General features: G+C 66.9%; 8 protein-coding genes, 1 tRNA gene and 2 pseudogenes. 4 read left to right on the top strand and 7 right to left on the bottom strand.

Annotated features, from left to right (window positions below; translation table 11 throughout):
- Positions 1-14: 14 nt before the first annotated feature.
- Complete coding sequence (locus tag NHF48_RS14805) at positions 15-812, top strand: class II aldolase/adducin family protein (protein WP_253071525.1); 798 nt, start codon at positions 15-17, stop codon at positions 810-812.
- Between the two features lie 26 nt (positions 813-838).
- Positions 839-2005, top strand: a complete 1167-nt coding sequence (locus NHF48_RS14800) for an alpha-hydroxy-acid oxidizing protein (RefSeq protein WP_253071524.1) — start codon at positions 839-841, stop codon at positions 2003-2005.
- A gap of 10 nt (positions 2006-2015) precedes the next feature.
- On the opposite strand, the gene NHF48_RS14795 is transcribed toward NHF48_RS14800, so the two are convergent.
- The 7 genes and pseudogenes from NHF48_RS14795 to NHF48_RS14760 form a co-directional block, all read right to left on the bottom strand.
- Complete coding sequence (locus NHF48_RS14795) at positions 2016-2201, bottom strand: Trm112 family protein (protein ID WP_253071523.1); 186 nt, start codon at positions 2199-2201, stop codon at positions 2016-2018.
- A gap of 2 nt (positions 2202-2203) precedes the next feature.
- The gene (locus NHF48_RS14790; protein WP_253071522.1) at positions 2204-2392 is read right to left on the bottom strand and encodes a hypothetical protein; all 189 of its coding nucleotides are present in this window, start codon (positions 2390-2392) and stop codon (positions 2204-2206) included.
- The gene (locus NHF48_RS14785) at positions 2389-3030 is read right to left on the bottom strand and encodes an LON peptidase substrate-binding domain-containing protein (protein ID WP_056064511.1); all 642 of its coding nucleotides are present in this window, start codon (positions 3028-3030) and stop codon (positions 2389-2391) included. The genes NHF48_RS14790 and NHF48_RS14785 overlap by 4 nt, the downstream gene beginning before the upstream one ends.
- Positions 3027-3923 carry a tetratricopeptide repeat protein gene (locus NHF48_RS14780; protein ID WP_253072444.1) on the bottom strand — a complete coding sequence of 299 codons (897 nt, stop codon included), beginning with the start codon at positions 3921-3923 and terminating at the stop codon, positions 3027-3029. The genes NHF48_RS14785 and NHF48_RS14780 overlap by 4 nt, the downstream gene beginning before the upstream one ends.
- Positions 3924-4328: 405 nt before the next feature.
- Positions 4329-7844, bottom strand: a pseudogene (locus NHF48_RS14770) (error-prone DNA polymerase).
- Between the two features lie 13 nt (positions 7845-7857).
- Positions 7858-9330, bottom strand: a pseudogene (locus NHF48_RS14765) (Y-family DNA polymerase).
- Positions 9299-10081 carry an ImuA family protein gene (locus NHF48_RS14760; RefSeq protein ID WP_253071521.1) on the bottom strand — a complete coding sequence of 261 codons (783 nt, stop codon included), beginning with the start codon at positions 10079-10081 and terminating at the stop codon, positions 9299-9301. The pseudogene NHF48_RS14765 and the gene NHF48_RS14760 overlap by 32 nt, the downstream one beginning before the upstream one ends.
- 165 nt (positions 10082-10246) lie before the next feature.
- On the opposite strand from NHF48_RS14760, the gene NHF48_RS14755 reads away from it, so the two are divergent.
- Together NHF48_RS14755 and NHF48_RS14750 are read left to right on the top strand one after the other, a co-directional pair.
- Positions 10247-10321 (top strand) — tRNA-Gly (locus NHF48_RS14755).
- Between the two features lie 119 nt (positions 10322-10440).
- The gene (locus tag NHF48_RS14750; RefSeq protein ID WP_253071520.1) at positions 10441-12648 is read left to right on the top strand and encodes a penicillin acylase family protein; all 2208 of its coding nucleotides are present in this window, start codon (positions 10441-10443) and stop codon (positions 12646-12648) included.
- Positions 12649-12678 lie beyond the last annotated feature (30 nt).

Genomic DNA, 12678 nt, shown 5'->3' with positions numbered 1-12678 from the left:
TAAGGAGGCGGATGATGGCGACGGCATTGAAGGCGATGGAACCGACGGCAGCGGCAACGACGATCAAGGATCAGGTATCGGCCGAGGAATGGGCGCTGCGCGTCGATCTCGCCGCCGCGTACCGGCTGGTCGCGCTGTACGGCTGGGACGATCTGATCTTCACGCATCTGTCCGCGCGCGTCCCCGGCCCCGAGCATCATTTCCTGATCAACCCGTACACGCACATGTTCGAGGAGATCACCGCATCGTCGCTGGTCAAGATCGACGTCGACGGCAACAAGGTCATGGACACCCCCGCCCCGGTCAACCGCGCGGGCTTCGTGATCCACTCGGCGGTCCATGCTGCGCGCCACGACGCGGTGGCCGTGCTGCATCTTCACACGCCGCACGGCCAGGCGGTGTCGGCGATGGCCGAAGGGCTGCTGCCGCATACGCAGACGGCGATGATCGCCGGGCACGACGTCGCCTATCACGACTTCGAGGGCATCGCGACGGAGCTGGAGGAACGCGAACGGCTGGTGCAGGATCTCGGCACGAAGAACGCGATGATCCTGCGCAACCATGGCACGCTGACGGTCGGTGAATCGGTGCCGCAGGCGTTCCTCAGGATGTATTTCCTCGAACGCGCGTGCGAGGCACAGGTCCTGATGCTGAGCGCGGGTCGCGAGAATCTGAACAACCCGAACCAGGGCGTCGCCGAAAAGGTCGAGGGCCAATCGGGTTCGACAGGCATGCGCATGCTCGCCGACGGGCTCGCTTGGCCCGCGCTGCTGCGCAAGCTCGACCGCGTCAATCCGGGCTATCGGGACTGATCGCGACCAGCTTCGGAGGGCAACGCATGCCGCATTACGGCGATTACCAGAACGAGATCTATTTCGCCGGGCTCGCCGGTGTCGTCCCGAAGGTCCCGGTAGATTTCGCATCGATTGAGGCTCGGGCGGCAGCGGCCTTGCCACCGTCGGTGCTCGGCTACCTGCAGGGTGGATGCGGCGACGAGTTCACGCAGCGACAGAATGCCGACGCGTTCCGGCACTGGGGCATGACGCCCCGGATGATGGTCGATGCCACGCGCCGCGACCTGTCGATCGACCTGTTCGGGATGACGCTGCCCAGCCCGATCTTCATGAGCCCGGTCGGGATCAACGGGCTGTGCACGCAGGACGGCCACGGCGATCTCGCCGCCGCGCGGGCGGCCGCGCTGACCGGCGTTCCGCTGATCCAGTCGACGCTGTCGAACGATCCGCTCGAGGACGTCGCCGCGGCGATGGGCGACGTGCCCGGCTTCTTCCAGCTCTACACGCCCAAGGACAAGCCGCTGGCCGAGAGCCTCGTCCACCGTGCCGAGGCGGCGGGATACAAGGCGATCGTCGTCACGCTCGACACCTGGGTGACCGGCTGGCGCCCGCGCGACCTGAACGTCGCGAACTTTCCGCAACTGCGCGGCCATGTGCTGGAGAATTACTTCAGCGATCCCGTCTTCCGGGCGATGCTCGCCAAGCCACCGCACGAGGATTTGCCCGCGGCGGTGCGGCAGTGGGCCGGGACGTTCGGCAAGGTGCTGACGTGGGACGACATGCCGTGGCTGCGGTCGATGACGTCGCTGCCGATCGGCCTGAAGGGGATCTGTCATCCCGACGACGCGCGGCGCGCGATCGATCTAGGGGCGGACGCGATCTACTGCTCGAACCATGGCGGTCGTCAGGCGAATGGCGGGATCGCCGCGATCGACATGCTGCCCGCGGTGGTCGCGGCGAGCGGGGCCGTGCCGGTGCTGTTCGACTCCGGCGTTCGGTCAGGGAGCGACGTGGTCAAGGCACTCGCACTCGGCGCCACCGCGGTCGGGATCGGTCGGCCCTACACGTACGGCTTGGCGCTCGACGGCGCGAACGGCGCGGCGCATGTGTTGAAATGCATCCTCGCCGAAGCCGACCTGCTGATGGCGGTGAACGGCTACCCGACGCTCGCTTCCGTCCGGGAGGCCGGAGCGACGCGGACGGGCCGCTAGTGGGAGACGATCAGCCGGCGGTCTCGTCGATCCGGCGTGCCTCTTCGACCAGCATCACCGGCACGCCATCGCGGATCGGGTAAGCAAGGCCGGCCGCGTCCGAAATCAGTTCCTGCGCAGGCTCGTCATAGCGGAGCGGCGTGCGCGTCATCGGGCAGACGAGGCGTTCGAGCAGCCAGGGATCCAGGGGTTTCATCGTCAAAATCCTTCGCCCTGGGAAGGCGGCGCCGCGGCGGCCTGGGCAATGCGACCGGACTCGCTGCCGATCCGCCGCTGCGTCGCGACGTGTTCGATCGCGGTGATCTTCTTGGGATCGAACAGGTTGGCGAAGAACATGCCGATCATCATCACGGCGCCATGCGCGCGACCCTTGCTGGGCGACTTCACTGCAACGTCACCGATTCGTCGCCGTCGTGGCGGCCGAAGAACTGCATCAGCTGGATGATCAGTTCGGCACGCTGCTCGATGTCCGGCGCCTCCAGCAACGCCTGCTTCGCCGCCGCATCGAACGGCGCGATCTGGGCGATGCCGTTGACCAGGCTCTCATCGTCGAGCCGTCCGACCGCATCCCAGTCGACCGCATAGCCCTGCATGTCGGCGAACCGACGCGATTCCAGTTCCAGCGAAGAGCGCCGCCCGAGCGACAACGCATCGTCCTCGATCAACGGCAGCAACTCGGCCTCGACCTGGCGGAATGCGGTCGTCACGTCCAACTCGCGGACGATCCGGAACAGCGCGATGCCCTCCAGCACGACGTTGTAGCGCCCGTCGTCGAGCGCCTCGACCTCGGCGATCTTGCCGACGCAGCCGATGTCGTACAGCGCATCCGCGTCGTCATGCGGTCCGCCCCGCGGCTGGATCATCCCGATCCGCCGGTCGCGCGCCATCGCATCGCTGATCATCGCCCGATAGCGCGGCTCGAACATGTGCAGCGGCAAGTGCATGCCGGGGAACAGCAACGCCCCCGGCAGCGGGAAGATCGACAGTCGCGTGGTAGCGCGCGGAGGCGCGGACTCGGTGGTCATCCGAACAGGATCGCAGACAGGCGGCGTCGCTGTCCAGACACCCACGGGTCTTCGAGCCCGACGACCTCGAACAATTTCAACAACTGCGTCCGCGCCGCGCCCTCGTTCCAGTCGCGCTCAGTGGCGATGATACCAAGGAACGTGTCGGCAGCGGCATCGCGATCATTCGCCGCCATCTGGCCGTTGGCGAGCGCGAACCGCGCCTGCAGGTCGTCGGGGTTTGCCTCGACCGCCGCCAACAGCGGCGACAGATCCTCGACCGGCGGCGCCGACTGCGCGAGTGCGAGTGCAGCCTGCGCGCGGGTAATCGCCGGGTCCTTGGCGATCGCCGAATCGAGGTTCGCCAGCCAGTCGGTCGCCTCGTCGAGCTGCCCGGTCGCGACCAGCGCGCGGACGAAACCGGCATGGACTTGCGGATGCTCGGGTGCGATCTCGGCGATCTCGCGGAAGATGCCGAGCGCGCGCTCGCCGTCATTGGCCGCGAGCGCCTCTTCGCCGATCGCGATCAACGGCTCGACGTCGGGCGCCGCGTCGGTTGCGCCGGCTTCGATCGGCAGCTGCTTGAGCAACTGGTCGAGGATCACGCGCAGCTGCGATTCGGTGCGCGCACTGGTCATGTCGGCAACCAGCTGGCCCTGGAACATCGCATAGACGGTCGGGATCGACTTGATCTGGAATTGCGCGGCGATGAACTGGTTCTTGTCGGTATCGACCTTCGCCAGCACGACGCCCTTGTCGGCATAATCGGCGGCGACCTTTTCCAGCGTCGGGGTCAGCGCCTTGCACGGCCCGCACCATTCCGCCCAGAAATCGATGATCACGAGGCTCGTCATCGACGGTTCGACGACATCGCGACGGAACGCCTCGACGGCATCCTTCTCCGCGGGGGACATTCCAAGCGTGGCCAAGTTCAACTCCCGTGTAATCCAGACGCGCTATCTGGGGCGCGCCCGCGGCGAATGCCACCTTTAGGGTGTAACGCCCGGCACAACAAATGTGCGCTATCGTCACACGCCACTAGCCATCAGCGCGCGAGCCGTGATCCAAGGACGCGAACGATCCCTCTGGTGACCCTGGATTCCCGTGTTCGCCGGACGACGACGGCAACACCCGCGCCGAGCAACTCCCGACCGTACGATCATAATGATCCTCCCCCCGCAAGGGGAGGGGTGGCGCCGAAGGCGACGGAGGGGCGCGGACACGGAACGCCAGCCATCGTTTTCCTCCCCCTCCGTCTGGCAAGCGCCAGCCACCCCCCCTGGCGGGGGAGGATCGTAGGGGCGAACGGCGATCCGCCGTCAATGAAAGTCGCGCGACTTGGGGAGGACACGCACATCCCGAGGATGAGTCGCCCGCGGATGATGCGCGCGAGCATCGGGACTCCGCGTCAGCACCGGCCGGATAACCTCGTCCACCCGCGCGAGCGGCGGCTCCAGCGCGTGATCCTCCGACAACAGCCGCAGCATCTCGGTGCGGTCCTGCACGCGCGACGTCATCAGGTGCGTCACGCCTTCCTCGCTGCGCTGGATTACGCCTTCCAGCACCATCAGCCGCGACGCCATCACCGCGCGGCGGTTCGCCTCGAAATCACGCGCCCACATCAACCCGTTGGTGATCCCGGTCTCGTCCTCGATCGTCACGAAGATCGCATTACCCTTGCCCGGCCGCTGGCGAACCAAGACGACGCCCGCCACTTTCGCGCGACGCCCGTCCTTGGTCGCATTGGCCTGCGCGCTCGATAGGATCCCCTCGGCGGCAAAGCGAGCGCGGAGGAACTGCATCGGATGCGCCTTCAACGACAACCGAGTCGTCTGGTAATCCGCCGCCACCTGTTCGGACAGCGGCATCGCTGGCAGGTGCGCGTCGGGCTCCACGCCAAGCTCCGGGGCACCTCGGCGGCGGCGAACAGCGCAAGCTGCTTGGGCGGCGTCCGGCGCACATCCCACAAAGCCTCGCGCCGCTCCTTAGCCACCGATCGAAACGCATCCGCATCGGCCAGCAGGTTCATCGCCCGCTGCGGCAGGTTCGCCCGCCGCGCCAGATCCTCGATGCTAGCGAACGGCGCAGTCCGAACGCGAACGATCTCGTCGGCCCAATCCTTCCGAAACCCATCCACCTGCCGAAACCCGAGGCCGCAAATCCTCCCCGGCACAGGGAGGGGGACCATCCGCAGGATGGTGGAGGGGGCGCCGCAGACGCTCCGCTGGGAAAAGTGGCATCCGCAAACGCGCCGCCGGTAACAGTGACTCCCGCAAGCGATACGTCTGCGGAAGCCCCCCTCCACCCCGCTTCGCGCGGTCCCCCTTCCCCGTACCGGGGAGGATAGGCTGTTATCCCACCCGCTCGCATTCACATCGACCGGCAGCACCGTCACCCCGTGCTCGACCGCATCGCGTACCAATTGCGCCGGCGCGTAAAACCCCATCGGCTGCGAATTGAGCAACGCGCAACAGAACACCGCCGGATGGAAGCATTTGATCCACGACGAAACATACACCAGCCGCGCGAACGATAACGCGTGGCTCTCCGGAAATCCGTACGATCCAAACCCCTCGATCTGCTTGAAACAGCGTTCCGCGAACTCGGCCTTGTACCCCCGCCCGACCATCCCGCCGATCAGCTTGGCGTGGAAATTGTCCATGCCGCCGACCTTGCGGAACGTCGCCATCGACTTGCGCAACTGGTTCGCCTCGTTCGGCGTGAACCCGGCCGCGACGATCGCCAGCTTCATCGCCTGTTCCTGGAACAGCGGTACGCCGTAGGTGAAGCGGAGCAGTTGCTTCAGTTCGTCGGCCGGCCCGAACTTCGGATCGGGCGAGGGATATTCGGCCACCTCCTTCCCGCTGCGTCGCCGCAGATACGGATGCACCATGTCCCCCTCGATCGGCCCGGGCCGGACGATCGCCACCTGCACCACCAGGTCGTACAGCTCGCGGGGACGCAACCGCGGCAGCATGTTGATCTGCGCCCGGCTCTCGACCTGGAACACGCCGATGCTGTCACCCTTGCACAGCATGTCATAGACCCGGTCGTCCTCGGCCACCGCGATCGTATCGAGGGAGGTGATCGCCGAGTCCGTGCCGACGCATCAGGTCGAATGCCTTCCGAATACACGTCAGCATCCCGAGCGCTAGGATATCGACCTTCATCAGCCCGAGCGCGTCGATATCGTCCTTGTCCCATTCGATGAAGGTGCGCTCCTCCATCGCGCCGTTATGGATCGGCACCATCTCGTCGAGCCGCCCCTGCGTGAGCACGAACCCGCCGACATGCTGCGACAGATGCCGCGGAAATTCGAGCAGCCGGTCGACCATCTCGCGCAACCGCGCGATCTCCGGATTGTCGACGTCGAAGCCGGTTTCGGCAAAGCGCTGTTCCTGGAACCGGCTCGAGAAACTGCCCCACACCGTGCTCGTCAGACGCTGCGTCACGTCCTCGGTCAGGCCGAGCGCCTTGCCGACCTCGCGCACCGTGCTCTTGGGCCGATAATGGATCACGGTCGCGGCGATCGCGGCGCGGTCGCGGCCATAGCGGCGATAGATATACTGCATCACCTCCTCGCGCCGCTCATGCTCGAAATCGACGTCGATATCCGGCGGCTCGTCGCGCTCGCTCGACACGAACCGCGAGAACAGCAGGTCGTATTTCATCGGATCGACCGACGTGACGCCGAGCAGGTAACATACGACCGAGTTGGCCGCAGACCCGCGCCCCTGGCACAGGATCGGCGGATCCTGCGCCCGCGCGAACCGGACGATGTCGTGCACGGTCAGGAAGTAATAGGCGTAATTCCGCTCGCGGATCAGCGCGAATTCCTCGTGGAGCAGCGCCCGCATCTTTTCGGGCACGCGGTAGTCATAGCGTTCCAGCGCGAGCTGCCAGACATGATGCTCGAGCCAATCCTGCGCCTCCCAGCCTGCCGGAATGGGTTCGTGCGGATATTCGTATTTGAGATCGTCGAGCGAGAACCCGATCCGCGACAACAACCGCGCGCTCTGTGCCACCGCATCGGGGCGATCGCGGAACAGCCGGGCGATCTCCTCCTCGGGTTTCAGATGCCGCTCGCCGTTCGCGGCCAGCAGGCGCCCGGCCTTATGGATCGTCGTGCGCTCGCGGATGCAGGTGACGACATCGTGCAGGTCGCGGTCATCGGTATAGGCATAGAGCGCGTCGGTGGTCGCGAGCACGGGCACGCCCGCCGCATCGGCGATTCGCCCCAACCGCGCCAGCCGCCGCCGATCGCGACCGCCCCGCGGCATCGTCACGCCCAGCCAGATCGAGTCCGGCCCCAGTCGCTTTACTGCCTTCAGGATCGTCCGCAGCTCGCGCTCGCCTCGTTCGGGCAAGGCGTCGCCGTCGGGCAAAGGCGATACCGGCACGGCGCCGCGGGCGCTGCTTTCGGGCATGACCACCAGCATCATGTCGGCATGATGTGCGATCAGGTCGCCCAACCCGAGGATACAGCCGCCCTTCTCGGCGCGTCTGTTGCCGACCGTCAGCAACCGGGTCAGTCGTCCCCAGCCGCGTCGGGTCGAAGGGTAGGCGACGATGTCCGGCGTACCATCCTCGAACACCAGCCGCGCACCGACCACCAGTCGGAAATCGATCGGCGGCATCGCCATGCCGAGCAGGCCGTCGCGTGCCTTCTTCAACGCCTGGTGCGCGCGGACGACGCCTGCAACGGTGTTGCGATCGGCGATGCCGATGCCGCCAAGCCCCAGTTCCACCGCGCGCCCGACCATAGCGCCCGCATCGCTCGCCCCGTCGAGGAACGAGAAATTGGTCGCGGCGACGAGTTCCGCGAACCCGGTCATGGCGCCGCGCCGCTCACGCGAAGACGCCGTGGAGGTACCAGCGCGGCGCCTCCATCTCGGAATACAGGCCGTGGCGGAAGATCCAGAAGCGGCGGCCGCGGCGGTCCTCGATGCGGTAGTAATCGCGCGTCGGAATGTCCTGCCGCCGCCACCATTCGCCGGCGATCCGCTCGGGCCCCTCGCTATGCGCCACGTCGTGCACGGTACGGCGCCAGCGGAAGCGGTGCGGGGGGCCCATCGGGGACCTCGGCCATCATCGATCTCGATCGGCTGCGGCGGGTCGAACAGGTAGATCGGGCGCAGCGGCGGTTCGCCCGTCTCCGGCGCGGTCCACGGCGTCGGGGCAGGAGCCTCGGCGGCCGGCAGCATCAGCTCCGCCTGTTCGGGGATATGGCTGTCGCGTGCGGAGAACCGGCGGACGCGGGTCCGACCCAGTCGCGTGCCGAGCTGGTCGACGAGTTGCGCGACCTCACCCTTCTGCGCCTCGCCACCCTCCAGCTTCAACTGCGACGCATCGAGCTTCTCTGCGAGCGCCACGTCGAGCCTCACCAGATCATAGCCAAACCCCGGATCGAGCGGATCGGCGAGACTGTCGATCCGCTCGCGGAACAGCCGCATCAACAGCGCCACGTCGCGTGTAGGCTGGCCGGTCTCGATCCGCAGCCGCTGGACGAGTCCGTCCGCACGAAACAGCCGTGCCTCCCACCGTCGGCCGCCTTCATGACGGTCGGCAAGCTGGACCGCCGCTTCGGTGGCAAGTTCGGCGAGCATCTCCAGCGCGTATTCGGTGCGCGCGATCGGTTCGGCGAAGCGGCGTTCGACACCGATCTTGGCCACCGTGCGCCGCGCGACGATCGGCCCCTTCACCGAGCCGTCGAGCCGGCGGATCATCATCGCCGCCTCCTCGCCGAACCGCGCCGCGATCGTCGCGAGCGGCCGCGCCATCACGTCGCCGACCGTCTTCAGCCCCGCGCGTGACAACGCGGTCGTCGCATCCTCGTCGAGGCCCAGCGCCGCCACCGGCAACCGCTTCACCGCCCGCTTTTCATCCGGAGCCGGCGCCCCCCGCATACCGCGCCAGTGCGCGAGCCGTATCGGGCGTATCGCCGAACGCATGGCGCACCAGCAGCCCCCGGCGTGCAAGGCGCTCTTCCAGATCGGCGGCCAATCGCCGCTCGCCCTCGAACTCGTGCACGCACCCGGCGATGTCGAGGATCAACCCATCGGGTTCGTCGAGCGCAACCGAGGGCGTGTACCGCTGGCACCCGTCGGCCAGCCGCTCGAGCCATTCGTGATCGGCATGCGCGTCATGCTCGTAAACCTCCAGTTCGGGCACCCGCGCCCGCGCATCAGCCAGCGTCAGCCCCGGCTGGAGTCCCGCCCGCACCGCCTCACGATCGAGTGCCTTCAGCCGCACCCCACCCGAGACCGTCTCGACGAACGCGATCGGCGTCTCAGCCCGTCCGACGAACAAATGCGGCCGCATCGTCCGTAGCCGCTCGATCGGCAGCCACGGGAATACCAGCGCCAGGTAACGCCGCGGAATCGTCAGAGGCGAAGGCGGTTTGGTCGAAGATATGCGCGTCACGGTCCCACTCCACACGCCAGCGAAGCCCGGCCTGGCCTCCGCGTCGACGCAGCAATTCGATGTCGAAGGCAGGTTTGCCCGGTGCGTCGGCTTCCAGCGGCCGCGAGCGACATGCGGCAACCTGCCAGCGCGACGCGGCCGCACTCGGCACCGGTTCGGCACCGATGCGCAGGCTGAGGATGGTGACGCCTGAGGCTTCGGCCGCCAGCATCAGCCGCCGAGTCGCGGTCAGGTCGATCTTTGGTGCACGTCCCCAGGATTCGATCAGCAACGTGCCGAGCCCGTGGCACCGCGCAGCATCGGCGGCGGCGCGCAACAAGCTCGCCTCGTCCTCGACCAGCCCCAGCACCAGCGACGTCACGTCGAGCCCCATCTCGACCAGCCCGGTCGCATGCAGGCGCCCGCCCTGTCGCTCGCTCGCCTCTGTCCGCAGCCACATCACCGGCGCTGCCCGCGCCGCCAACACCGAAGCGATCGCGAACCCTGCGCCACTCGCCGAATCGTCGACCGTCGCGAAAATCTCGTGGAGTTGCGCCTTCGCCATCCCCTGCGTCAGCCACGCATCGTCGGCACGGCCATCACCCTGAGTCGGCATCCCCGTCGTGGCAATCCGCTTCAGGCGGGCTATCAAGGCAAGCGACTCGTTCACAATTGTTCTTGTAATGTTCTAGTGCCGGAGTCGCCAAGCAGAATCTCGTTTGCGTTGAATTTCACGCGAAAGTTGAAAAGGCGCTTGCCGTCCCGGAAACACCGGGCTAACAGCGCGCCTCACCCAGTCACCGTGTCGCTTCAGACCGGAGACATAGGCGCCAGAGCGGGCGTAGCTCAGGGGTAGAGCACAACCTTGCCAAGGTTGGGGTCGAGGGTTCGAATCCCTTCGCCCGCTCCAGTTTTCTCAGGAAAACAGCGGTCCAGCGCGAGGCGACAGAGCCTCAGCCTTCCGATCCACCATCTTCATTACCATCAGTACGCATGGCATTTCCCATGCGCTCGCCTTACGCTCGGCGCATGGCAATCCTTCGGCGCGCGCGTCACCCGTTGATCCTGTCGGCTTTGCTGCTGGCCGCCCCGTCCTCTGCGGCATCCGGTACTGCGCCCACCGACATGCAACGATGGCAGGCGCAGGCCAAGCGCGTGACGATCACCCGCGACGACTGGGGCATCCCGCATATCAAGGGCCGGTCGGATGCCGATGCGGTGTTCGGGATGATCTATGCGCAGGCGGAGGACGATTTCCCGCGGATCGAGGCGAATTACCTGACCGCGCTCGGCCGGACCGCCGAGGCGGCCGGCGCTGACGTGGGCGAGGACGCGGTCTGGGCAGACCTCCGCCAGCGGCTGTTCGTCGATCCCGTCGCGTTGAAGGCGGACTATGCCGCGAGCCCGACATGGTTGCGCACGCTGATGCAGGCCTGGGCGGACGGTCTGAACTATTATCTCGCGACGCACTCGCAGGTGAAGCCCCGCGTGCTGACCCGGTTCGAGCCGTGGATGGCGCTCAGCTTCACCGAAGGCAGCATCGGCGGCGATATCGAGCGGATCTCGCTCAGCGACCTGAAGACCTTCTACGGCCAGCCTACCCCCCCGACGCCCGAAGAACTCGGGATGATCCCGCGCGAGCCGTCGGGCTCCAACGGAATCGCCATCGCGCCCCGGCTGACCGCGAACGGCCACGCGCTGCTGCTGATCAATCCGCACACCAGCTTCTATTTCCGCTCCGAGGCGCAGATGACCAGCGACGAGGGGCTGAACGCGTATGGCGCCAGCACCTGGGGCCAGTTCTTCGTCTACCAGGGCTTCAATCCGAAGGCCGGGTGGATGCACACGTCGGCAACGGTCGACAACGTCGACGAGTTCGCCGAGCGGATCACGCGGCGTGGCGGCGACTATGCCTATCGCTACGGCAAGACCAGCCGGCCAGTCGTCGCACGCACCGTTACGCTGCACGTCCGCCAGCCCGACGGGACGATGGCCGAGCGCCGCTTCACCACCTACCGCACGCATCACGGCCCGATCGTCGCGACCAAGGCCGGCAAATGGATCGCCACCGCGCTGATGTGGCGCCCGGTGCCGGCGCTCGAGCAAAGCTACCTGCGGACCAAGGCGACCGATCTCGCAGGATACATGAAGGTCGCGGCGTTGAAGGCGAATTCGTCGAACGACACGCTGTTCGCGGACAGCAAGGGCGAGATCGCGTTCCTGATGCCGCAGTTCATGCCGATCCGCGACGATCGCTTCGACTATACCCGCCCGGTCGACGGCAGCGACCCCGCGACCGACTGGCATGGCCTGCATATGCTCCCCAGCCTGCCGAGCGTGCTCAATCCTCGCATAGGGTGGGCGCACAACACCAACGACTGGCCGTGGAGCGCGGCGGGCCCGGACAGCCCCAAGGCGGTGGACTATCCGCGCTACATGGACCAGGTCGGCGGCAATGCGCGGGGCGTCCATGCCGACCTGTTGCTGACGGGGAAGACCGGCTGGACACCCGACACGCTGCGGGCCGCCGCGTTCGATCCCTATCTCCCCGCCTTTGCGCGATTGCTGCCCGGACTGGTCGCCGCGTGGGAGGCACTTCCCGCCAGCGATCCGCGTCGCCCTGCGCTTGCCGCACCGATCGCGCTGCTCAAGGGCTGGGACCATCGCTGGGCCTATGATTCCACCGCGACCAGCCTCGCGGTCTTCTGGGGCGACCAATTGTGGCGTGAGGTCGGCAGCTTCGCGCAGGCCGAGCGCCTGAACGTGCCCGACTATATCGCCACGCGAGTCGGCCCTGATACGAAGCTCGCCGCGCTGAGCACGGCCGTCACTCGGCTCAAGCAGGATTTCGGCGATTGGCGGACGCCGTGGAAGGACATCAACCGCTTCCAGCGGCTCGACGATTCGATTGCACCGCATTTCGACGATGCCCGCGCCTCGACCCCGGTGCCGTTCACCTCGGCGCAGTGGGGCAGCCTCGCATCGTTCGGCGCGAAGCCGTGGCCGGGGACGAAACGCTATTACGGCAGCAGCGGCAACAGCTTCGTCGCGGTGGTCGAGTTCGGCGCGCGGGTGAAGGCAACGGCGGTCATGGCCGGCGGCCAGAGCGGCGACGTCCGATCGCCGCATTTCGCCGATCAGGTAGCGCGCTATGCCGAGGGACGGTTGCGCCCGGTCTATTTCCATCCCGACGAACTGGCGGGCCACGTCGAACGAACCTATCGGCCGGGTTACTGATCTACCGCATATCCAGCGATGTCGGTGCTT

The organism is Sphingomonas sp. H160509 (assembly GCF_024124765.2).
Taxonomy (GTDB): Bacteria; Pseudomonadota; Alphaproteobacteria; order Sphingomonadales; family Sphingomonadaceae; genus Sphingomonas.
The sequence above is the reverse complement of the archived record's forward strand: the minus strand, read 5'-3'. Positions and strand labels throughout refer to the sequence as shown.